General features: G+C 45.1%; 14 protein-coding genes. 8 read left to right on the forward strand and 6 right to left on the reverse strand.

Annotation, left to right across the window (positions count from 1 at the left end; all coding sequences use genetic code 11):
• Positions 1–290: 290 nt before the first annotated feature.
• Complete coding sequence (gene treS / locus QT984_RS10230) at positions 291–3,674, reverse strand: maltose alpha-D-glucosyltransferase (RefSeq protein WP_333373901.1); 3,384 nt, start codon at positions 3,672–3,674, stop codon at positions 291–293.
• A gap of 732 nt (positions 3,675–4,406) precedes the next feature.
• On the opposite strand from treS, the gene QT984_RS10235 reads away from it, so the two are divergent.
• On the forward strand, positions 4,407–4,637 hold the full coding sequence (locus QT984_RS10235) for a photosystem II protein, Psb35-related (protein ID WP_333052866.1): 231 nt from the start codon (positions 4,407–4,409) through the stop codon (positions 4,635–4,637).
• 293 nt (positions 4,638–4,930) lie between these two features.
• Here the strand turns inward: QT984_RS10235 and QT984_RS10240 are convergent, their stop codons facing one another.
• Positions 4,931–7,870, reverse strand: coding sequence for an AAA family ATPase (locus QT984_RS10240; protein WP_333373903.1), 2,940 nt, complete (start codon positions 7,868–7,870; stop codon positions 4,931–4,933).
• 406 nt (positions 7,871–8,276) lie between these two features.
• Here QT984_RS10240 and QT984_RS10245 point away from each other — a divergent pair, with 406 nt between their 5' ends.
• The 3 genes from QT984_RS10245 (at position 8,277) to QT984_RS10255 (ending at position 12,744) form a co-directional block, all read left to right on the forward strand.
• Positions 8,277–9,692, forward strand: coding sequence for an MBOAT family O-acyltransferase (locus QT984_RS10245; protein WP_333052868.1), 1,416 nt, complete (start codon positions 8,277–8,279; stop codon positions 9,690–9,692).
• A 5-nt stretch (positions 9,693–9,697) separates the two neighbouring features.
• Complete coding sequence (locus QT984_RS10250) at positions 9,698–10,687, forward strand: DUF459 domain-containing protein (protein ID WP_333373905.1); 990 nt, start codon at positions 9,698–9,700, stop codon at positions 10,685–10,687.
• A gap of 281 nt (positions 10,688–10,968) precedes the next feature.
• The gene (locus tag QT984_RS10255; RefSeq protein ID WP_333373907.1) at positions 10,969–12,744 is read left to right on the forward strand and encodes a hypothetical protein; all 1,776 of its coding nucleotides are present in this window, start codon (positions 10,969–10,971) and stop codon (positions 12,742–12,744) included.
• 111 nt (positions 12,745–12,855) lie between these two features.
• Here the strand turns inward: QT984_RS10255 and gloA are convergent, their stop codons facing one another.
• The 4 genes from gloA to QT984_RS10275 all read right to left on the reverse strand — a co-directional run bounded on the left by gloA (position 12,856) and on the right by QT984_RS10275 (position 16,668).
• Positions 12,856–13,284 (reverse strand): lactoylglutathione lyase, encoded by a 429-nt coding sequence (gene gloA / locus QT984_RS10260; RefSeq protein ID WP_333052871.1) that lies wholly within the window; start codon positions 13,282–13,284, stop codon positions 12,856–12,858.
• Positions 13,285–13,394: 110 nt separating this feature from the next.
• Entirely contained in the window at positions 13,395–13,907 is a 513-nt protein-coding gene (locus QT984_RS10265; protein WP_333052872.1) for a cupredoxin domain-containing protein, read from the reverse strand.
• A 19-nt stretch (positions 13,908–13,926) separates the two neighbouring features.
• Positions 13,927–16,182 carry a heavy metal translocating P-type ATPase gene (locus QT984_RS10270; RefSeq protein ID WP_333262804.1) on the reverse strand — a complete coding sequence of 752 codons (2,256 nt, stop codon included), beginning with the start codon at positions 16,180–16,182 and terminating at the stop codon, positions 13,927–13,929.
• A 285-nt stretch (positions 16,183–16,467) separates the two neighbouring features.
• Complete coding sequence (locus QT984_RS10275) at positions 16,468–16,668, reverse strand: heavy-metal-associated domain-containing protein (protein ID WP_333208623.1); 201 nt, start codon at positions 16,666–16,668, stop codon at positions 16,468–16,470.
• Positions 16,669–16,987: 319 nt separating this feature from the next.
• Here QT984_RS10275 and QT984_RS10280 point away from each other — a divergent pair, with 319 nt between their 5' ends.
• The 4 genes from QT984_RS10280 to QT984_RS10295 all read left to right on the forward strand — a co-directional run bounded on the left by QT984_RS10280 (position 16,988) and on the right by QT984_RS10295 (position 23,772).
• The gene (locus QT984_RS10280; RefSeq protein ID WP_333262808.1) at positions 16,988–17,719 is read left to right on the forward strand and encodes a DUF305 domain-containing protein; all 732 of its coding nucleotides are present in this window, start codon (positions 16,988–16,990) and stop codon (positions 17,717–17,719) included.
• Between the two features lie 348 nt (positions 17,720–18,067).
• Positions 18,068–18,265, forward strand: coding sequence for a hypothetical protein (locus QT984_RS10285; RefSeq protein ID WP_333208625.1), 198 nt, complete (start codon positions 18,068–18,070; stop codon positions 18,263–18,265).
• 202 nt (positions 18,266–18,467) lie between these two features.
• Positions 18,468–20,411: an efflux RND transporter periplasmic adaptor subunit gene (locus QT984_RS10290; RefSeq protein ID WP_333234121.1), complete on the forward strand. Its 1,944-nt coding sequence runs from the start codon at positions 18,468–18,470 to the stop codon at positions 20,409–20,411.
• Positions 20,412–20,658: 247 nt separating this feature from the next.
• Entirely contained in the window at positions 20,659–23,772 is a 3,114-nt protein-coding gene (locus tag QT984_RS10295) for an efflux RND transporter permease subunit (RefSeq protein ID WP_333373909.1), read from the forward strand.
• Positions 23,773–23,794: the final 22 nt, after the last annotated feature.

Below are 23,794 nucleotides of genomic sequence, written 5' to 3' on the forward strand. Positions count from 1 at the left end.
CGTCCCGCCCGTCCAAAAAGGACGGGCGGGACGCCCATCCCACTTTCAAGAGTGGAAGTTATTTAATTCTCATTCCTAATAAGGTAGGGGCGGGTTAACAAAAAATATCTGCTCATAATTGACAATCTCAAAAACCCGCCCTTTTAATCGCGGTAACTCGATCGGACACGATCTCAAATCGTTATCAAAGCAGATTTCGTGTCATCTAAGGTGCGTGACTTTCCAGCATCTCGCTGTTAATTGAGGATCTAAAAAGTCACGCACCCTAACGAGTATAGATAAACCCGCCCTTATAAATTCAGCAATTCTACAATCCGCTGAAGCGGAATGTGCGCCCAATCCAAGCGGTAATTAAGTTCGTAGGCTAGCTCGGCAACCGCTTTTTCCAAAATGTAAGCATCCAGCAAAACTTGTAGTTCCGGTATAGATTTGGGCAAGAAATCTGCATCGGCTGCTGTTGCCAAATAACTCTTGACAAAAGTGAGGCTGACCCAGCGGTGCCAAACGTTCGCCCACTGCTGCATCTCCGGGAGATTTTCAGGGCGAATCATGCCACTTTCTACTTCATTGCGGAGTGCCAAAGTAACAGCGTAACTTATAGATTGCAGCATTCCCGCAACATCTCGCAGGGGCGACCTCTTCATCCGCCGCTCGCTTAAGGGTCGATCGCGTTCTCCTCCGAAATCAATAATTACGAAGTCTTTGCCTGTATAAAGAACTTGCCCGAAATGAAAGTCCCCGTGACAGCGAATTCTATCGGCGGTGATTCTCAAGTTTAAAATAGACTTGAAACGTTCCATGATCAACTCTTCGCGGTTGAGGAGCTTTTGCGCCGATTTTTGTATTTCTGGTGGCAGTTTAGACAGCCGTTTTTTCAGATCCAGCAAAGTTCTTCCCGCCAGATTTCTCATGTGTTGATAGATGGAACGCTGGTAAAAGGAGGTGAAGTTTTCTGGGGCAAAAGCGGGATTTTCTGTGTCAGAAGCTAAAGCCAGGTGAAGTTCGGCTGTCCGTTGACCTAAAAGTTCGGCTGATGCTAAGTAAGAGCCGATGAGTTCGCGAGCTAATTCTGGAATTTCTAGCGATAAATCGGCTACTAGCGAGTTTTGCTGCCGCTGGGTTTGTCCGGTCAAAGCGTTCGGCAAATAATTTTCGGGGGCAGTAGATAAATTATCGCTGGAATGCTTTGCTTCTACTGTCATTACTTGCTCGAAATAGTCGCGCAGTGTGTCTAATGTATAAGACCAAGCATCTACGCTGTCGGGGATTAATTTTTGTAGGATTCCGACTGTAAGGACTTGTTTGGCTGGTGTGTGATATTCCAATGCTCCGGTAATTGGAGCGTAGTGTTGGATCGAGTTGCGCTCTGTTAAAAAGCGTCCGATTTCTAATTCAGGGTTAATACCTTCCTCGACTTTTCGCAATATTTTCAGGACGAAGCGGTCGCCGTAACCTGCAGATGTATTGCTTTGTTCTTTTTTGAACAGGTGAGGTTCGAGCTGCGCTAACTCTTCTTCTGATTTGAATGCACTGTCGGCAATTCCTAGCAGTTGACCTGCAACACCTCTGTAACTGCGAGAATTGGCGATCGCCCCCAGCAGTGCGCTCAGAAAACCTTTCTCCCCAGCAGCATCAAATAGTACCCCGATTTCCTTTTTGGTTTCTGGGAAGTGCAGGCGCGCGATCGCCCGATCGTCCACATCGCCTTTAATCTCTTCCCACCCTAAAGGCAAAACGTAAGTTTCCGGCATACCTTCAGTATAATTCAACTGCAAAAACAGAATGTAAACTTGAGATTCCTCTCCCGCGCTATCTTTACATTCAATCGGTAAAACCTCACTTATTTCTAAAGATTGAATTGTCCGATCTGAACCGCTAAACCAGCGATTCCGCCGCAAGTATCCCGGCAAAAGATTAAGCAGCATATCGCTTAACTGACTTGTAGCAAAAGCAGTTTTCCAATTACCTATGACCGCCAAAGTAGGCAAGTCTGTGGGCACACCGTGCAGCGAAAAATCTTCGTGTTTAACAGTAAGAGTAAACCAGTAAAACGTGTGAGGACTCAAACTCAAAAAGTAAGGCGAATCGCCAACAGCAGGAAACTCCGTGCGGCCGAAAATCTCCACCGGAACAGCACCTTTAAAGGGCGCAAGGTCTAATTCTGCCGTCTGGACAAAGCGCGACAAATTAGCCACTACGAGGATGTGTTCGTCTTGATAAGTACGTACAAAAGCTAAAACTTTGCGGTTTTCCGGGTATAGGAATTCGCAAGTTCCGCGGCCGAATGCTTGGAAGCGCTGCCGAATTGCAATCAGGCGTTTCATCCACCACCAAAGAGAACTCGGATTCGCCCGCTGCGCGTCCACGTTAACAGATTCGTAGTGATATTCAGGGTCAACAATGGGCGGTGCGTAAAGCCGCTGCGGGTTAGCACGACTAAAACCGGCATTGCGATCGCCACTCCACTGCATCGGAGTTCTCACCCCGTTGCGATCGCCCAAATAGATATTGTCTCCCATGCCAATTTCATCGCCGTAGTAAAGCACCGGCGTACCCGGAAGAGACAGCAGCAAAGCATTCATCAACTCGATACGGCGGCGGTTATTTCCCATCAAAGGAGCCAAACGGCGGCGGATGCCCAAATTAATTCTCGCCTGAGTGTCTTGAGCGTAAACCCGATACATATAATCTCGGTCTTCATCACTCACCATTTCCAGCGTCAATTCATCATGATTCCGCAAAAATAATGCCCACTGACAATTATTGGGAATATGCGGAGTTTGCTGGAGAATGTCGCTAATTGGGAAGCTATCTTCCATATGCAAAGCCATAAATAAACGCGGCATCAGCGGAAAATGAAAGTTCATGTGACATTCATCCCCAGCAGCGTAATATTCAACTGCATCCTCCGGCCACTGATTCGCCTCAGCCAGCAGCATCCGGTTCGGGAAGTTTTCATCTACGTGCTTCCGCAATTGCTTCAGGAATTGGTGAGTTTCTGGCAGGTTTTCGCAGTTAGTACCTTCGCGCTCGTACAGGTAAGGCACCGCATCCATCCGCAGTCCGTCTACTCCCAGCGCCAACCAGAAATCTACCACATCTAAGATGGCTTGGCGGACGGCCGGATTGTCGTAATTCAAATCGGGTTGGTGCGAATAAAAACGGTGCCAGTAATAAGCTTTTGCTACCGCATCCCAAGCCCAATTAGATGTTTCAAAATCTTGGAAAATAATCCGAGCATCTTGATATTTTTCCGGCGTGTCGCTCCACACATAAAAATCTCTTTCGTTACTGCCTTTCGGGGCCCGGCGCGCTCGCTGAAACCAAGCGTGCTGGTCGGAAGTGTGGTTCACAATCAACTCAATAATGACTCGAATTCCACGCTGGTGCGCTGCTTCTAAAAGGTCTTTAAAGTCCTCTAATGTGCCGTAAATCGGATTGACCGTAGTATAGTGAGATGTATCGTAGCCGTCGTCTCGGAGCGGCGAAGGAAAAAATGGCAGTACCCAAATGGCTGTGACTCCCAAGTTTTGCAGGTAATCCAGTTTTTCTGTCAGTCCTCTAAAGTCGCCGATCCCGTCTGCATTGCTGTCGGCAAAAGCGCGAACTGGTACTTCGTAAATAATCGCGTCTTTGAACCACAACGGGTCGTTATTTAACATTGAGTTTGGCATGATTTGTAGCGATGATTGGTAATTGGTAATTTTTACTTAAAGTTTGGTAATTGGGATTTGTTAGTTCCCATCCAAACTGATAAATCATAACTTATAATTGGGCCGCTATTCATCATGCCAGCCCCAGACTTTTAATCGTAATTTATGAACGCAAAACTTATAATTTCTTAACTATAAAATCTCAACAATCTGTTTTGCTATTTCGGACACAGTTAACAATCCGGGTACTGTGCTACCTACCGATGCGCGGTGCACACCCTACCAAGGCGTGTCAATCGATTTTAGATTTTAGATTTTCGATTTTCGATTGAAGCACTGACCCCACGGATAAATTCGGGGGCTTACTTATCGGATACAGGTTTTTTATTTCTGGGTCCTGAGTCTGCGAAGGAATGAATCCGGGGGCTTGTACCCTGGATGCTTGATTGTCAACTTAAGCCTGAAACCCCTCTGTATCTCTCGCTGGTAGCCCAGTCTAGATCCCCCTCGCATCCCCCTTGATAAGGGGAGTAGGGGTTGACTTTGAGAACACTCTTGTCCCCCCCCTCTTATTAAGGGGGCTAGGGGCGATCGAGCCCTTGTTGACACTAAGCACACCTACAGACTCAGGGTTAGGTGCGGTATTTACTACCTGCCGGACGGTTGCCACGACATTACAGTACCTTGACGTTGATTGCTAATTTTCGTTACATTAGTTTACATAAAGCAACAAAAGTTAAGGAAAAAGTAAAAATGACTATTGTAATCGCTCTTTTAATCGTCGGTTGGGTAGCAGCCTCAGTAATTGGCACTCAAGCATATTTCCTGGGCGAACAGTCAAAGCCTATCCACGAGCGGAATTGGAACGATGAATCTTTTGAAAAATTGGCTGTAGCAATCACAGCAACAGAGATGGATTACAGCGTTCGCGTTCCCGCCTACAGCATGGATGCTTACGGCAGCCGCACCATCTCGAATTCTTGATATCAAGTAACAGGTTTCACTATTTTCAATAACAGGCATCTTGCCTGTTCCTAATTTTCAATAACAGGCAAGATGCCTGTTCCACAAGAGAATTGATTATTTGTGGAACAGGCATCTTGCCTGTTCCTAATTTTCAATAACAGGCAGGATGCCTGTTCTACAAGAAAATTGATTATTTGTGGAACAGGCATCTTGCCTGTTCCTAATTTTCAATAACAGGCAGGATGCCTGTTCTACAAGAGAATTGATTGTTTGTGGAACAGGCATCTTGCCTGTTCCTAACTATTCGGCAACTACAAACTGTTACCTGCTAGCGCCGGACGAGACTCTTTTTTGCGAAATTGCAAAGAGTTATTTTCACAGTCGATCGCAATTGTATCACCTTCGACAAACGCATTTTCCAGAATCTTGTTAGCCAGCGGGTTTTCCAACTCCCGCTGGATGGCGCGTTTCAAGGGGCGAGCGCCGTAAACCGGGTCGTAACCGACATCTGTGATATGGTTTTTCGCCGCATCGGACAGTTCCAAAGTAATTTTTTGCTCTGCCAACAAACGCTCGATCCGCTTCACTTGGATACTGACAATTTGCCGCAGTTCGACCTTGCTCAAAGTGTGGAACAAAATTATCTCGTCCACCCGATTGAGAAATTCCGGCCGGAAGTGCGATCGCAGCGCTGCCATCACCCGTTTTAACATCTGTTCGTACTCTTGGTCTGTCTCCCGTTCTTGAGTCAATAAATTTTCATTTTCAGTCTTGTTTTCACTCTTACTTACACTATCAACCTCAACTCGCTGGGCCGACACCTCAACAGTACCGTCTGCCGCCACTTTATAATCTGTCTTTTGACTTGACAAATCTTTCGTTTCCTGCTTCCGGCTAGCAGGTTTTTTGACGGTTTTTTCCTTCTTAGTAAACACGTCTAAAATGTGGTCGCTGCCGATATTGCTAGTCATCACAATTACGGTATTTCTAAAGTCAACCACTCGACCTTGAGAATCGGTAATTCGGCCGTCATCCAACACTTGCAGCAAAATGTTAAATACGTCCGGGTGCGCTTTTTCCACTTCGTCAAACAGCACTACCGAATAAGGATGTCTCCGCACTGCTTCGGAAAGTTGTCCCCCTTCATCGTAACCGACATATCCGGGAGGAGCTCCTACCAACCGAGAAACGCTGTGTTTCTCCATGTATTCCGACATATCGATGCGGACGATCGCATCATCGCTGTCAAACAAAAACTCCGCCAACGCCCGCGCTAACTCAGTTTTTCCCACGCCTGTCGGGCCCATAAACAAGAAAGAGCCGATCGGCCTGCCGGGGTCTTTCATGCCCGCCCTAGCGCGCCGAATTGCCGCCGCCACGGCTGTTACAGCTTCCTCTTGACCGATGACTTTTTGGTGCAAGTGTTTTTCCAATTGCAGCAATTTTTGGCGTTCTGATTCCAACAATCGGTTAACCGGAATGCCCGTCCATTTAGCGACAATTTCCGCAATATCGCCCTCAGTAACTTTTTCGCGCAGCAGGGAAGAACCTTGAGCTTGCTGTTTCAAAAGTTCCGCTTCTTTCGCTTCGCGATCGCGCACCGCAGTTTCCAACTTGCCATACTTTAACTGTGCGGCTTTATTCAAATCGTAAGCCCTTTCTGCTTGTTCGATTTGCACTCGCAGTTGGTCTTCTTCTGCTTTCAATTTATTGATTGCATCCAACAACTGCTTTTCGCCCAACCACTGAGACGACAATTTTTCCTGCTTGACTTTTAAAATGTCAATCTCAGATGTGATGCGTTCGACGCGGAAGCCGAGCCCAGGGGCTAGAGCACCTTTTCCTTCCCCTTCGATCGACAATTTTTCCATTTCCAACTGCATCACCCGGCGGTCGATTCCTTCCAATTCCACAGGTTTAGAGGTAATCTCCATTTTCAAGTGGGCGGCCGCTTCATCTACCAGGTCGATCGCCTTGTCCGGCAAAAAGCGATCGGAAATATAGCGAAAAGACAGAGTTGCAGCAGCTACCAGGGCCGAATCAGTAATTTTTACCCCGTGGTGGCGTTCGTAACGGTCTTTCAATCCGCGCAAAATCGAAACAGTATCTTCAACGCTGGGTTCGCCGACAAATACTTGTTGAAAGCGGCGTTCCAGGGCTGGATCTTTTTCAATATTCTTGCGGAATTCGTCGAGAGTTGTAGCGCCGATGCAGCGCAATTCGCCTCTCGCCAACATGGGTTTCAACAAATTTCCCGCATCCATTCCCGAACCGGAACTGCCGCCGCCACCAGTCCCGACAACCGTGTGCAATTCGTCAATAAATAGGACAATTTGCCCGTCGGAATCGATGACTTCCCGCAGGACTGATCGCAATCGTTCTTCAAATTCGCCCCGGAATTTTGCCCCAGCAATTAAACTGCCCATGTCAAGGCTAAATAGCTGGCGATTTTTCAAAGATTCCGGTACGTCGCCGTTGACAATTCGCTGGGCTAAACCTTCGGCGATCGCAGTTTTTCCGACTCCGGGATCGCCAATTAACACTGGATTGTTTTTTTGGCGGCGGGAAAGAACTTGTACCACGCGGCGGATTTCCTCGTCGCGGCCGATTACTGGGTCGAGTTTGCCGGCTTTGGCGGCTTCTGTCAAATCGCGGCCGTACTTGCTGAGGGCGTCGGAGTTAGCTTCCCCATCTTGATCTTGGGCTTTAGCGCTGCTGCGGCTGCCTTTCCCGGTTTCGGAATTTTTTTCTTGGGCTTTAGCAGTGGCGCGGAAAGATTTGATGGCTTCTTCTAGTTTTGGTCGATCGAGTGTACCGGCTGGGGGTTTGCGATCGTAACCGGGGCGACCAGGCGGGCCGTCGCCTTTTGTCAGCAACCTGCGGCCGACTCGTTCGTCTTCTACTAAGCCAATTAATAAATGTTCAACGGCGATAAAATTATCTTGCCAAGTCGCCCTGGTGGCCTCGGCAACATCTAACATCACTTCTAAGCCGCGACCGAGATATAGTTGGTCAGCGTTGGCAACTCTGGGCTGTCGTTTGGCAAAAGCATCTAACTGCTGCGCCAAGCGGGTGGCATCTACCCCAGCCAAGCTGAGAATGCTGTTGGCCTGACCTTGCTGTTCGAGAAGGGCGATGGCTAAATGTTCAACCTCTAGCTGCTGATTGGCAAAGCGGCGGGCTACATCCTGGGATTTGACAATGGCTTCCCAGGCTTGATCTGTAAATTTGCTAGGGTCTGTTGGCTGCACGTTGGTTCCTCGCAATCAAGGGGATTCCTGTTGTTATCCGTTAATACATCGTCTCACAACCATCATAATCTTTAAACAGGATTATGAATTTATGAGTGCGGTTAACTAGGGCGGAAGTTGTGAAATAATTGACAAGATTGAAAAAGCTTACAGTCCGTAATCCACCCCGAAATTTGCTGCGGTGAGACTCACATCTTGCGCCATTCTCCAGAACGGGCAAGATGCCCGTTCCACAAAAGATAAATTTTCTTGTGGAACAGGCCGAAAAGCCTGTTCATAAAAGGCTAACTGACAATGGTGCAACATATGAGTTCAGACAGACTAGGGCGATTTCCTTCGGGATAGGTTCGCTGGCCGTACTTATAAAAATATTGCCACAAACAAGATTTTTTATCGGCTGAGATATATGCTATTTCCCACTTACCAATTTTTAGTATTTTTCCTAATTATTTTTAGCGCGATCGTCTCTGTGAAACCCCAAGTCGATTTGTATAAAATTGTCTTGTTAGTTTCCAGTTTATTATTTTATTCCTTTTGGAGTTTTGACTTTCTCTTGCTCCTGATTTTCTCTACAGTCTACAATTATATCATTCTCCGGGTGCTCTGCAAGAGTAAATATAAAAAATTTGCTTTAATCTCCGGTCTAATTTTCAACATTGGCTATCTCGGCATCTTTAAATATTACAACTTCTTTGTAACTTCCTTATTTGAGGTACTGAATCAGCTACAAATTCCCGCCGACTTTCCAGTTTTGCAAATAATCGCCCCCGTCGGCGTGTCTTTCTACACTTTTAGAATAATTTCCCATTTAATCGACTGCTACCAGCAAAAAATCCCTTGTCCGAATTTTGTAGACTATGCCGCCTACATTACCTATTTTCCGCAAATTGCCTCCGGGCCAATCTCGCGAGCTCGCGAATTTTACTGGCAGCTAAATTCACCGGAAAAATACGACTATAAAATTGAAGAAGTTATAGTTTTGATTTTGTCTGGACTCTTCAAAAAATATACTTTATCGAGCTTTTTGTTTAACTTCACTGACTTGCCATTCAAAGTCCCGCAGCAGTACAGCAGCATCGATTTAATCCTCGCGGCAATTTCCTATTCCTGTTTGATTTACGTAGATTTCAGCGGCTACTCGGATTTAGCCAACGGCATCTCCTGTTTGCTGGGTTTCAAACCCATTGCTAACTTTAATATGCCATACCGATCGCTCAGCCTGCAAGAATTTTGGAAAAGGTGGCACATCAGTCTTTCCGAGTGGCTGAGGGATTACGTTTACTTTCCCTTTGGCGGCAACAAATACGGCAAGTTGAGGAAGTACGTAAATTTACTGATGACAATGGCGATCGGTGGATTGTGGCACGGCGCAGGTTTAAACTTTATTTTCTGGGGAGCAATTCACGGTTTAGGATTAATTGTCAACCATTTATGTAAAGATATCCCCCAAGCTATCCACTTTAAATTAGACTATGCCTTTCCCAGATTTGCTAAATTTTGCAGTTGGTTGTTAACATTTAGTTTTGTTACTTGTAGCTGGGTATTTTTTGGCACTCCCAACTGGGAAACGGCGGTGAGCTTTTTTCAAGGAATTATCCATCCTGTCGTCGCAACTTTTCAATTTAACTTCTGGCAATTGTATTTAGTAATTGCAGTCATTGGCGCGATCAACTTGTGGGGCGATCGCATCTCCGAACTATTGCAAACCGTACTGTCATTAAAAAACATTTTCTTTCGGGTTGTCTTAGTTTCGCTGCTCGTGTATACTATCTTGATGTTGGGGCCTAGTACCGTTCCGCCTTTTATTTACTTTAATTTCTAAGACATATGAAAGACCGGGAAATTTTGCTGATTGTTACTTCTGTAATTCTCACTTTAATATTTTCAAACTTATCATTATTTCTAAAAAGCTTTGCTTCAACTCCTTTCGCAAGTCCAGAAATTAAACAAGCCGCGCGCCAGATAAAAATAGACGGTTTCCGAAAATCAGAACAAGATTTTTGGAGCAAAATTAAAGATATTAACTTCGATAACCTCCCCAAAGAATCAGAACTTCCTCCTGTCCAAACCGAAACAAAAACTGCCGTTCAACCCCCTAAGCCTGCCACTGCTAAAAAACCAACTCAAGGGAAAAAAACAACCCCAGCTAAACCCAAACTGACCATACCTTATCGCAGATTTTTATTTATTGGAGATTCCGTAATGTTCGACTTAGGAATTCAACTCCAGTACACTCTTAAGAAAAAATACAATATCGCCGATACGAAAATTGACTACAAGGTCTCGACCGGATTAAATCGGATAGATTATTATGATTGGTATGCCAGAAGTCGCCAAACAATTAATAATTACCAGCCGGATGTAGTGATAGTTTTGTTTGGAGCCAATGACCGTCAAAATATTATAGATTCTCAAGGAAAAGCCCGGGCTGTTATGAGCAAAGAATGGCAAAAAGCTTATCAAGAAAGAGTTGAAAAATATGCCAATTTACTGGATTCGTCATCCGTGAGAAAAGTGTATTGGGTCGGTCAATCGATGCCCAACAAATCTTCCTATCTCAAAGCTTTTCCCATCATGAACAATATTTATAAGACTGCCAGTAAATCTTCATCAAAAATCGAATTTATTTCTACTTGGGAGACATTTGGACAAGGCGGAAAATTTGTTCCAGTAGTTGCTAATAAATCGGGTAAGCGAGGCTATGTAAAAAATAATGACGGCTTGCACTTTACCTCCCACGGAGCTCAAATTATCAGCGACTTAATCGTTGACAAAATGGTGAGCGACAAAATCTTAAAAGCTCCGACCAAGAAATGACGAGAGTAGGTTGGTTTTTGTGACTCAACTCAACCAAATTTTTTGACATTTCACCGATTAATGCAAGATAATATATTTAGTTTGGGACGCACATTGGTCTCGATCAACTAGGTTTATAGGGAAAATCTAGGATTGAGTTATAATAAATTTACTCATGAAACCGGGTTTATAACTCCCTATGCGTCCAGGACTAATATTGACAAAAAGCCACAGTAAATGTAATGCTGAATTCAGCATCCAACAACGGCCTCCATATCTAGCAATTGTCATGGCGACAAATTATGACGAGCAATATGTGGAAACTCGATCGCACTAACATCCCTGAGTCAATGGGGTGCAGTGGCACAGCGCTAATCTTCACTCTCACTAAATATACTCAACCTTGGCAAAGAATAAACCTAGTTGAAAAAATCCTGCAACAGTGCGGCATCGAGCCTTTTGCTGAAGTTTTGGGCGTACCCAACAGCGGAATATTCAGAGAAAATATACCGGAATCCGTCAGAAAACCGCATCCGAATTTGCTGTTTCGCGCTTTGGCAATTCAAGCATTGGGGAAGGTGCGAGAGGGGCTGATATCAAGTGAGAGAACGGCTAGAGCAAGTAATTTTAACAAAAATCTGCTGGCGGCGTTAGAACAGGAAGCACGAGGGGGCTCGACTCCTTTAATTCGGTGGTCTGCGGCTGTTAGTATTAAGTCAATGTGGTTGGATGAAGTAGGGCAACAACAAGGCAAGGAAGGTGCTGTCAATTCCACAATCAATGCAGGGGAAATTGAGCGGCTGGTTGTAGAAGAGCAAATTCAACTATTAGCAAGCAACAAATTTGCTTTGGACGACAGCCGCAGACATGACAGCGGTAAGGAATATGAGAATTGTCTCGATTTTTGGGTGTACGGCCCTAGCTGGCTGCTGCCGAGCCTGCCAATGGATTGCGAGGAATATCTGTTTTGGATCGATCGAGTATTTGCTGCGATCGCACTTAGGGATTCCTACAAATTGAATGCCGAAAACGATGCAGCGGTAACAAACTTTTTGGAAGTTGCGGAAAAGAATTTTAATGACTTAGAATTATCCAAAATACTTGCCACAATTTTTGATTTCCTGCACCACCCGGAAGCGAAAGTCAAAAATCTAGCTGCCATTATTTTAGCACCCTACAAAGACAAGCTGGAGCAAAAATCGGCGCAGATTCTGACAGCGATCCTATATAAATTTCAGGTAAAATATAAGCCTTTACAATCCCTGACTCTTCCCGAAATTGAGGAGTACAAAGCGTCACTGTATTTCGGTAAAATGGAAATTGACGACTTGTATTGTGAGGCTTTGGCGCTGTGCGGCGAGCGGGATGTCGAACTCGCAAGTTTCTTGTCAGCTAAACAGAGGGAATACCAAAATACTGTAGATGAGCAGATCAACAATCTCAGCAAGTTAGTTAAGTCGATCGTAGATTGCCAGAGCTTGTTAGATGCAAATAGGGAACTTTTGTATTTAACTATAGAGCGGCTGCAAAAATGGGATTACACCCTAGGTCATAAACTGTCTGTGCACCGCAAGAAACTCCAAAATCTCAGTTTTGACAAAAGCACATCCGAGCAGTGCATAAACCTCGACAACGAGCTAAATTCTCTCAGAGATTCTTTGCAATATACTTTGTATGAAGTCACATCCAAAATTAACAGCCTAATTAGAGATTTAGAACTTTCTGTGTCTAAAAATCACAAGACTGCAACAGATATCTTTAAATGGACATGGGTATTGTTCGGGGTGTGGTTTTCAGTAGGGCTGCTCTTGTATTTATCGGATTCAGTGATTAACTCGCTGTTTACCGTCAGCTACACAAGCGAATTTCTAGTTTGTTGGAATATTTTATTTAGTGTAATGCTGGTATTTTTGTTAGTATTAGCTATGTTTTTTTCGGCGATCGCTGCTTTAGACAAGCGCCGAGAATCTAAATTAATTCCTAAATTTGATAGCTTAAGCCAAATAGGGAGCAGTTTTTCTGTCTTGTGGCAAAAAATATATTTGCAGCAGTTTGTACCGTCGGTGCGATCGCATTAAAAGTGTTAAAAACCCCCTAAATCTCCTCAGTAGGGTGCGTCAGAGAAAGAGTTTCAACTTAACTCAAAAAAATTGTTTCTGACGCACCCTAGCAGGACTAGAGGACGAACTCTAAGATGCGGTTGTTGCTGCTACTTTCTGGGTGTTGCTACCTTGATTTTCCAGTTGAATTAATTCAACTTTATATCCATCTGGGTCTTGCACAAAAGCGATGACTGTTGAACCGTGCTTCATCGGGCCGGGTTCGCGACTAACTTTACCGCCACGAGCTTTAATTTCTTCGCAAGTACCGTAAATGTCGTCAACGCCGATCGCAATATGACCGTAAGCATCCCCTAAATTGTACTCTGTGACGCCCCAGTTGTATGTTAATTCCAAAACTGTAGTGTCGGATTCATCGCCGTAGCCCACAAAAGCCAGAGTAAATTTACCGTCTGGATAGTCCTTTTGCCGCAGCAATTTCATGCCCAGAACCTCAGTGTAAAATTTGAGGGACTCTTCCAGGTTGCCGACTCGGAGCATCGTGTGTAGTAGTTGCATTTAGCTCACTCCAAATTTTTTAAGCTTTAATCTATTTTAGCGATTTATTGCTGAAAAAACTCGCGCCTCAACCGTCGCAGTTCCCGCAGGTTGACAACTGTCTATTTGATTTAGCTTTGTACTTCCACCACACCCCGAAACATATTCATGCCGCAAGTAAATAGGTATCGTCCAGGTTTTTGAGGGGTGAATTCAACAGCCGTTACCTGATTTAGAGGCAATTCTCGCACAATGTGAAAATCTGGTAACAACACTTTTTCAAGACAACTGTTGGGGTCGCGCCTCAAGAAATTGAGCCTGACTAATTGACCTGCTTTCACAACTACAGTGGCAGGCTCATAACCCCCGTCTACAGTAATATTCAACTCTTGTATACCCTGAATAGATTCAGCTTGCTGCCCTTTAGATTTACTGAACAAAAACCACCACAATTCTAAACCTATTAATGTCAAACCACCTATTGTGACGCCAACTTTTAAACCTAGTGGCTGTTCAATGCTGCGGAATTGAGTCGTTGAAGTAGAATGCTGGACGGACATTTCTGAAGCTTGAACTCCCGATGCAATTCCCATCACAAGTCCTAAACTCGCGAGACTTCCCGAAATTTGACGATGGTGTAACATTTTTCTCATTCCTCCAAATTTATGCACTAGATTTGGCTTGAAAATTCCGCAAGCGCAAAGCATTAGTAACTACAGAGACTGAACTGAAAGCCATTGCTGCACCGGCGATAATTGGATTTAGCAGCCAGCCAAATATGGGGTACAAAATGCCAGCAGCGATCGGTATTCCAGCGATGTTGTAAATAAACGCAAAAAACAGATTTTCGCGGATGTTCCGCATGGTGGCGCGGGAAAGTTTAATTGCTGTAACTATGCCTTGCAAATCGCCTGAAATTAAGGTAATGTCGCTGGCGGCGATCGCCACATCGGTGCCGGTGCCGATCGCAATTCCCACGTCAGAAGCGGCCAAAGCTGGTGCATCGTTAATCCCGTCTCCCACCATCGCGACAATTTTTCCTCCCCGTTGCAGGGCTTGAATTTGAGCTGCTTTTTGGTCGGGTCTAACTTCGGCAAAAACGCGAGTAATGCCCACGGATTGGGCGATCGACTCCGCCGTCGCGCGATTATCTCCAGTCAGCATCGCCACCTCCAAACCGAGCTTTTGAAGCGCTTTCACCGCCTGCGCTGACGACGGTTTGAGGGCATCCGCAATGCCCAGAATTGCCTCTATTTTGCCTTCTACAGCCATCCAAACAACCGTTTTGCTCGCAGCTTCCAAAGCTCTCGCGCGCAGTTCCAGATATTCAGTATCGCAGCCGAGTTCCTGCATCCACCTCACCGTTCCCAGGGCGATCGACTTTCCGCCTACAACCCCGCGAACACCACTCCCCGCGATCGCCTCAAAATCCTTAACATCCGTCAAATTCACCTCTTGAGATTGAGCATACCTCACAACAGCTTCCCCCAAAGGATGCTCCGAATTTCGCTCTACAGACGCCGCCAATTGCAGCAACTTTAACTCATTGCTATTCGCCGTTCCTTTAATTGTCACAAAATCAGTTACAGTCGGCTTGCCTTCAGTAAGAGTTCCTGTTTTATCTAATACGATAATTTGGATTTTATGAGCCAATTCTAAACTCTCGGCTCCTTTAATTAAAATCCCATTTTCTGCACCTTTCCCAGTTCCCACCATCACAGCAGTCGGAGTCGCCAAACCCAAAGCGCAGGGACAGGCAATAATCAGCACTTCCACCATTGTCACTGTGGCTAGAGTGAAGTTTCCCGTCGCGTTAAACCAGATAATGAAAGTAGCTAAAGCGACGGCAATTACTACAGGAACAAACCAACCAGTCACTTGGTCTGCTAACTTTTGGATCGGTGCTTTTGACCCCTGTGCGTCCTGCACCATCTTGACAATTTGAGCTAAAAATGTATCTTTGCCAACTCTTGTCGCCCGAAACTTGAAACTGCCAGTTTTATTAATTGTGGCTCCGATAACTTCGTCGCCAAGCTGCTTTTTGACAGCCAAACTTTCTCCCGTAACCATTGCTTCGTCTACCGTCGAAGCCCCCTCAATTACCTCTCCATCTACGGGGATTTGCTCTCCCGGCCGCACCTGCACGATGTCGCCAATTTCCACTTGGGCGATCGGCACTTCCAACTCTTCCCCGTTGCGAATTATTCGAGCAGTTTTTGCTTGCAAACCCATGAGTTTGCGAATGGCTTCGGAAGTCTCTCCCTTCGCCCGATTTTCTATGGTTTTCCCCAACAAAATTAAGGCAATAACGCTGGCGGCAACTTCGTAGTAAACGCCAGAATTTAAACCTTGGGCTGTGAATAAACCTGGGAAAAATGTCACAAATACAGAATAAAAGTAAGCAGCACTTGTACCCAAGGCAATCAGAGTATCCATTGTTGCTACCCGCCGTTTTAGGGATTTCCAAGCTCCCACATAAAACGATTTCCCGCACCAAAATTGTACGGGTGATGTCAGCACTAATTGCAGCCAATAATTGTGCAGCCATGCGGGAATAAATGGCAGGTGCAAGCCGGTCATCGCTGGAATAGAACCCACCACTAGCAGGATGCTGATGATACCTGCTGTCCAGAGTTTTCGCTGCAAGGTTTGAGATTCCGATTTGCGATCGGCTTGTTCGGAATCATCCTCTGGCGCCGCCATTTCTGGAAGCGGCAAAGCTTCGTATCCCGCATCATCAACAGCAGATTGAATTGTTTCTAAGTCGGTTTGCTTGGAGTCGTATTGGATGGTTGCTTGTTCCATCCCAAAATTGACATGACACTCAATTACGCCGGGAACAGATTGGATTGCTTGTTCGACAGAGGCAGCACAAGAAGCACAACTCATGCCCCGCAATTTAAGTGTGAGATTGTCCATAGATGCCCTCCTAACTTATAAAGTTACCTTCTGTCTTCAAATGACCGAAAGCCCCCGGATTCATCCGTCCAGAAATAAAAAACCTGTATCCGAGAAAATTGCCCCCCGAATTTATCCGTAGGGTCAATGCTTCAATCTAAAATCTAAAATCTAAAATCGATTGACCTCGCCTAAAAACGGATAACGTGCGACGTACTCCTGTCGTGGAGAATCAAAAATTTTAGACTCTTGTTAAATCTCCCAGATTCAAAGCTGCAAGTAAATCTCAAATCTCAAATCTCAAATCTAAAATTGACTTGTTGGATAGCCAGCAGATGCGATCGCTTTCCTAACTTCACTTTCCGACTTAGCGGTGTGAATCGTGACCAATTTTGTCTTGAGATCCGCCTCAACGGTTGAGGCTGAGTCAATGGCTTGGACTGCTTTTGTGATTGTAGTCGCACAAGCAGAACAAGCCATCTTAGGCACTTTTAGCTGTAATGTCATAATTTGAACCTCAGCAGAAACTACTCTGCTCAATCAATGAATTAACTCTATTGTAAAGTCTCCAGTACACTGGAGAGTCAAGGGGAATTGCAAAATAAATCAGGAATTTATGAAAAAAGTGGTTTGACACGCTACCCATAGGGGTAAGGCGCGCACTGTGCACATACATAATTAGGTTGTGAGTTCTGTAAATCTTAACTTTGAGTGCGATCGACAGCACAGCAATAATTCTTTACAAGTTTGCCACAAAAATTTCATCCTAATTTCATTTATATGTGAAAAGCTGAAAATAAATGGCCATTTTAAGGATATAAGCTCTATGAAACCAATTTCATTGAAAACAGGCTTTGCAGCGCTGATGTTGACCGCCACAGCCGCTTTTACCAGTGGAGTGCTTGCAGCTTGTTCAAATGCCCCTTCCAGTGAAAGTCCCGCCCCAAATGTTACGGCTGCAACCGAAGCAAACAACAAGCAAGACGTGGTACAAGGCGGTGGCATGGGTGGCATGAATCATGGCATGAATCATGGCATGAATCACGATATGTCAATGGATTTAGGCCCTGCTGATGCCGACTACGATTTGCGATTTATTGATGGCATGACAGTACACCATCAAGGTGCTGTAAACATGGCTCAAGATGTGCTTAAACAATCCAAACGCCCGGAAATGAAAAAACTTGCCACTGATATAATTGCTGCTCAAAACCGCGAAATAAATCAAATGAAAGAGTGGCGAAAAACTTGGTATCCCAAAGCCAGCAGTACGCCGATGGCTTATCACGCTCCCATGGGTCACATGATGGCAATGACTCCCGAACAAATGCAAAGCATGATGATGAGCATGGATTTAGGGGCCGGTGACGACAAATTTGACTTGCGATTTATCAATGCGATGATTCCTCACCACGAAGGAGCTTTAGTGATGGCCCAAGATGCTTTGAACAAGTCAAAACGCCCAGAAATGAAGAAATTAGCTCAAGAAATTCTGACTTCGCAAAAGCAAGAAATTGAGCAAATGAAACAGTGGCGGCAAGCTTGGTACAAACAGTAATTTAGCAGCCCTAAACAAAACGTGACCCAAATCCCGAAAATGAGTGACATTAATCACAGTAGCTCAAGAGTTCCGAAAATACTTGCTTCACAAAAGCAAGTAATTGAACAAAGGAAAAAGTGGCGACAACCTTGGTAGACAAAGTAATATAGCTCGACTGTGGCTGTCAGCATTTGTCTGACTCCACCTCAGTTTCTTGAGAGTACCTACACATACTGTAGATAATGGAGCCGCCCTACCTCTAAAGTAGTATAAACTTACGTAATAATACTGTAGACAATTGCTCATCTCTACCTCTAAAGTAGTAGGTAAGTCAGTAAAAAGCTATATGGATAGAGAGGGTAGTGTATGATATTGAATAGCTTGGAATTAAACAACATTTATAAGTCAAATGCAGCCGTAGATGAGCTACTGAGCGCATTGACAAAAGAAATTGCAGCGCCAGCAGAGATAAAAAAACCTGAAAAAAATCTAAAGCATAATCGCTTGTCATTAGGCGAAACTTATCTTCATATTTTAGAATCTGGTGGGCATCTGGGCTGCTGAGGCGAAATTTCATCCTAATTTCATTTGACCCTGAAATACTAGGTTGAGTAGAGCATTTCTAGCTCTTGGTCATTGCTTAGCGGTCGCTTCTTGGAAAATGCTAATAAGTAACTTTACTTAATGGGTATCAGTTACTTACCTTGGCAAAATACCAACTGCTAAACCTGTGGCACTCAACCTGATTTCAAGGACAATGCCAACGATGATAATTCATAAATATGCTCAATCTCCAGTAATTATTAGCAGCTTTTCGGGAATTTTGTTCAGCCTAATTTTGCTAACTTCTCCGGCTGTCGTTTTTGCTCACGCGGGACACGGAGATGAATTTCACCAAAGCGGCGAAACAACTCAAACTCCTGCTGCTATTTCTGTCGATGCGGAAACATCGAAGCGGATCGGAATTAAAATCTCCCCTGCCACGCGCCAGAGACTAGATATCGGCATTAAAACTACTGGAGAAATTGAAACTTTACCTAACCAAAAAGTAGAAGTGACGGCTCCTGTTGCTGGGAAAGTAGTAGAGTTACTGGTTAAGCCTGGGGACAAAGTATCAAAAGGTCAACCGGTGGCGGTTTTATCGAGTTCAGAATTAGGACAGTTGCGGGTTGAATCTCTCTCGAAACGTGCCGAAGCTGAGGCAGATTTGCAGCAAGCAGAAGGGGATCTAAAACTAGCACGAGAAAATTACGATCGCCAAAGTCAAATATCCGCAGCAGAAATCGCCCAAGCCCAAACCCAATTAACAGCGGTAACTAAGCAGTACCAGCAAGAACAAGAATTAGTAAATAATCGTTCCGTGGTGCAAGCCGCTAAAGAAAACTATCAGCGTCAAGTTGAAATAGCGCAAGCAGAAATAGCGCGGGCAGAAACTGAACTGACAGTGGCTAAAGAACAGTTCGATCGCGACAAAGAATTAGTGGCATCAGGGGCGATCGCGCGGCGCACAATGCTGGAATCGCAAGCCCACTTCGCCGAAGCACAAGCCGCTGTTGCTAAGGCAAAAAGCCGTCCTGAAGTTATCAAAGCCCAAACCGAAATTAAACAAGCCGAAGTAGACCTCCCAATGCGGGAATTGCGGGAATCTCAAGGCAGAGTAGCAGACGCAAAAGCTCAACTTACCAGAGCTCTGAGCCGTCGGGAAGTCCTAGAAGCCGAGAACCAACTCAAACGCGGCAAAACTGCCGTAGAAGTCGCTCAGTCGCGCATTCGCTTGGCTGATGCAGCCTATCAAGCGCGGCTGCAACAATTAGGAACTGTTGCCAACGATCGAGGACTCGTTACCGTAGTTGCTCCGATTTCGGGGACTGTAGCCGATCGCTTCATCACCCCAGGAGAGTCAGTAAACCCTGAAAAACCGTTGATGAGTCTGTTAAATGACAGCCGCGTTTTTGCCACAGCCAATATTTACGAAAAAGACCTGAATAAAGTAAAACAGGGTCAGGAAGTGAGGGTAAAAGTCGCTAATTTACCCGATCGCACTTTCAAGGGAAAAATCGCCTTAATTGGGTCATCCGTGTCAGGAGAAACGCGGGTTGTGCCGGTGAAAGCAGAACTAGATAATATTAACGGTGAATTAAAGCCAGGACTGTTTGCTGAGTTGGAGATTTTAACAGACAAAACTGCCACAAATCTTTTAGCAATTCCGAGTGCGGCGGTAGTGGATGTTAGCGGGAAAAAAACCGTTTACGTCCAAAATGGCAATGCTTATCAAGCGGTTGAAATTGAACTCGGTCAAACTGCGGGAGATTTAGTTGAAGTTAAGAGGGGTTTATTCGAGGGAGATTTGATAGTAACGCAGCGAGCACCTCAACTTTACGCACAATCTTTGCGCGGCGGGAATAAACACTCAGAAGACGAGGAAAAGAAAGAGACATCTCCAAAGGCAACAGAGGTTAATTTTAATAATTTACCCGTGTCTTTATGGTGGGCGGCAATAGGGGGAGGAGTTGCGATCGCATCCCTAACTTTCACAGCCGGCGTGTTGTGGGGAAATCGGCGCAAATTGCCAGCAATAGCAGCGGATTCTGGAAACAATGCTGCAAATAATGGTTTTTCCGCCTCTACATCGACCTGGGACGATGAATTGCTGTTACACAATAACAACCATCACGTTAAAAATGCAGAGACAGAAGTCAATCGATTTTAGATTTTAGATTTTAGATTTTAGAATTGAAGCATTGACTTGCGCGAGATAAATACGTTCGGCAAGTTTCATCGGATACAGGTTTTTTATTTCTGGTTTCTGAGTCTGCTTTCGGAATGAATCCGGGGGCTTGTATCCTGGATGCTTTCGGTCAAGAGTTTAAAGTAACAGCACGACACGGAAGTCACGGATAGCTGTTTTTATCAATTCCCAATTCCCAATTCCCAATTCCCAATTCCCAAATTATTAAATGTTCAGCACAATTCTTAGATGGGTAATTAATCGCCGCTGGCTAGTTGTTATCGCTACCATTATTATTAGTCTGTGGACATTGTATATCATCCCCCAAATGTCCCTTGATGTCTTCCCTCCTTTTGCACCCCCGCAAGTCGAAATTCAGACGGAAGCACCGGGGCTCGCGCCGGAAGAAATCGAGTCTTTGGTAACACTACCGATCGAAAGTGCGATTAATGGAACTCCTGGGGTGACAGCAGTGCGATCGTCTTCTGCTGTGGGCCTTTCTTCGGTTAAGGTAATCTTTGATTGGGGAACTGAAATTTATCAAGCGCGGCAGTTGATAACAGAACGGTTGCAGCAAGCTGAAAGCAAACTCCCGGCTGGGGTAGAAACACCGCAAATTTCTCCCACAACTTCTCCTGTGGGCACTGTTATTACCTATGCTTTTACCTCGGAAACTACTCCTTTGATGGAAGTGCGCCGTCTGGTTGACTGGCAAGTCACAAATCGCCTTTTGGCAGTGACTGGCGTTGCTCAAGTGGTGGCATACGGCGGCGAAGAAAGGCAGTATCAAGTATTAGTAGAACCTGCAAAGTTGAAAGCTTTTAATGTGTCGTTGCAGCAAGTTGCTGAAGCGGCGGCGGCTGCGAATGTTAACGCGCCGGGGGGCTATTTAATTACGCCCGATCGCGAAACTTTAATCCGGGGGGTGGGGCGGATTGAGTCTGTGGAAGATTTGCAGCAATCGGCGATCGACTCTCGCCACGGAACACCCGTCAGAATTAGTGATGTGGCTGAGGTCAAGATTGGTGCTGCAATCAAGCGGGGCGATGGCAGTTTTAACGGCAAAAAAGCTGTGATTGTGATGGTAAACAGACAGCCAGTTGCTGATACTCCGACGGTAACGAAAGCAGTTGAGGCAGCAATGGCCCAGGTGCAGGAAGCCCTGCCCAAAGATATTAAAGTTACTGTGACTTTTCGACAGGAAGAATATATTAATTCCTCGGTGGAGAATGTGCGATCGGCTTTAGTTGAAGGCAGCATCATTGTCACCCTTATTCTCATCCCGTTTTTGATGAATTGGCGCACTCTGGCGGTTGTTTTGCTGGATTTCTTTCTGACTTGGCTGTTGGCGCTGCTGGCGATGTATTGGCTGGGGCTGGGGCTGAATACGATGACTTTGGGGGGTTTGTCGGTGGCGATCGGCACTGCGATCGACGATGCGATCGTCTACGCGGAAAATACCTACCGCAACTTGAGAGAAAATACGTCTTCTCTTCATCCTCGCCCGGTGATGGATGTGATTTTTGATGGCAGTGAGGAGGTGCGCGATTCGTTAATTGGAGCGACTGTTATTGGCATTGTGGTGTTTTCTCCTATTTTTACTTTGCCCGGTGTAGAAGGTCGAATTTTTACGCCTATGGGGATTACTTATCTGGTAGTTGTGGTGATTTCTAGTCTGGAATCGCTGTTAATATCTCCGGCCCTTTGTGCTATCTTGTTGCCTACCAAACGCATGAGTGCTGCGGAACCTTGGCTGCCGAGATTTTGCAAGAAAATATATCATTTTTCGATAAATTTGTCAATGCGCTATTCGGGGATTATTTTAGCTTTAGCTGCTGCTAGCATGGTGGCTACATTAATTATCTTGCCTTCCTTTGGACGGGTGTTTTTGCCGGAGTTTCAGGAGCAAACTTTGGTGAATACTATTATGCTTTATCCGGGGGTGTCTTTGGAGACAACAGATAGCGCGGCTTTTGCTATTGAAGATGCACTTAAGGATGATACCAGGTTTGAATACGTGCAAGTGCGATCGGGCAGGGCTCCGGGAGATGCGGATGCTGCGGGAGTCAATTTAGCTCACATTGATATCGGTTTGAGCGAGGAGGGCATGAAAAACAGGCCGCAAACTTTGGAATCGCTGCGGCAGGAGTTTGGTAAATTGCCGGGAGTTGCACCAAATATCGGCGGTTTTATTTCTCACCGGATGGATGAGGTTTTATCTGGTGTCAGAAGTCAGATTGCTGTTAAAATCTTTGGCCCGGATTTGGATCAGCTTCGCAGCATCGGTGCCAAAGTTGAAGAGCAAATGAAAACAGTGGAAGGCATTGTGGATTTGCAACTCGAACCCCAGGTGCCAGTGCAACAAATTCAAATTAAGTTTAACCGTCAAGCTGCGGGTAGATACGGTTTAAAAATCGGAGAACTTTCGGAAATAATTGAGACAGCTTTAAACGGCAAGGTTGTTTCTCAAGTTTTGGAAGTGCAGCAAACTTTTGATTTAGTTGTTTGGTTGCAGCCTGAAGCCCGAAACAACCTAGAAACTATTCAGAATTTGTTGGTTGATACTCCAAGCGGCAACAAGATTCCCCTCGCCCAAGTTGCGACTGTTAAATACGGTACGGGGCCCAATACGATTAACCGCGAGAATGTTTCTCGCTTGATTGTGGCAGCGGCTAATGCTAAAAATAGGGATTTGCGATCGGTTGTGAATGAAATTCAAGCTAAAGTCAAACGAGAGGTGCAGTTGCCTTTTGGCTATTTTATCCAGTACGGCGGTCAATTTGAAGCAGAACAAAGAGCTTCGCAAAATATTATGATATTTAGTGCGATCGCCTTTTTGGTAATTACTGTATTGATGTACTTGTCAGTCAAGTCAATTCCTTCAACTGCTATGATTATGATTAATTTGCCGATCGGATTAGTAGGAGGAGTAATTGCGGTAGCTTTGACTGGCAGCATCATCTCTGTAGCTTCTTTAGTTGGCTTTGTCACTTTATTTGGCGTTGCCACCCGTAACGGCTTGCTTTTAGTAGACAACTACAACACTAAATTTGCTGAAGGACTGCCTTTTAAGGAAGCAATTATTAAAGGTTCGATGGAACGGCTCAATGCCATCTTGATGACTGCTTTAACTTCAGCTTTGGGTTTAGCACCTTTAGTCTTTGAAGGCGGGGCGGGAAAGGAAATTTTGCAACCGCTGTCAGTAGTAGTTTTAGGAGGGTTATTTACTTCTACAGCACTAACTCTGTTAGTTTTGCCAGCTTTGTATGCTCAATTTGGGCATTTTTTACGACCTCAAAAACCTCAGCCCGTTATTGAAGACGGAAAGGTAGTTAATGTGTGATATTTTCCAATTATTGTCAGTC

Source organism: Microcoleus sp. Z1_B2 (assembly GCF_036700325.1).
In the GTDB taxonomy this organism is placed as follows: Bacteria; Cyanobacteriota; Cyanobacteriia; order Cyanobacteriales; family Microcoleaceae; genus Microcoleus.

Coding starts and splice junctions, on each gene's coding strand:
- QT984_RS10235 (WP_333052866.1), top strand. CDS start 4,407: ATGACTATTGTAATCGCTCTTTTAATCGTCGGTTGGGTAGCAGCCTCA.
- QT984_RS10290 (WP_333234121.1), top strand. CDS start 18,468: ATGATAATTCATAAATATGCTCAATCTCCAGTAATTATTAGCAGCTTT.
- gloA (WP_333052871.1), bottom strand. CDS start 13,284: ATGCAACTACTACACACGATGCTCCGAGTCGGCAACCTGGAAGAGTCC.
- QT984_RS10265 (WP_333052872.1), bottom strand. CDS start 13,907: ATGTTACACCATCGTCAAATTTCGGGAAGTCTCGCGAGTTTAGGACTT.
- QT984_RS10285 (WP_333208625.1), top strand. CDS start 18,068: ATGATATTGAATAGCTTGGAATTAAACAACATTTATAAGTCAAATGCA.
- QT984_RS10255 (WP_333373907.1), top strand. CDS start 10,969: ATGACGAGCAATATGTGGAAACTCGATCGCACTAACATCCCTGAGTCA.
- QT984_RS10275 (WP_333208623.1), bottom strand. CDS start 16,668: ATGACATTACAGCTAAAAGTGCCTAAGATGGCTTGTTCTGCTTGTGCG.
- QT984_RS10245 (WP_333052868.1), top strand. CDS start 8,277: ATGCTATTTCCCACTTACCAATTTTTAGTATTTTTCCTAATTATTTTT.
- QT984_RS10280 (WP_333262808.1), top strand. CDS start 16,988: ATGAAACCAATTTCATTGAAAACAGGCTTTGCAGCGCTGATGTTGACC.
- QT984_RS10250 (WP_333373905.1), top strand. CDS start 9,698: ATGAAAGACCGGGAAATTTTGCTGATTGTTACTTCTGTAATTCTCACT.
- QT984_RS10295 (WP_333373909.1), top strand. CDS start 20,659: ATGTTCAGCACAATTCTTAGATGGGTAATTAATCGCCGCTGGCTAGTT.
- QT984_RS10270 (WP_333262804.1), bottom strand. CDS start 16,182: ATGGACAATCTCACACTTAAATTGCGGGGCATGAGTTGTGCTTCTTGT.
- treS (WP_333373901.1), bottom strand. CDS start 3,674: ATGCCAAACTCAATGTTAAATAACGACCCGTTGTGGTTCAAAGACGCG.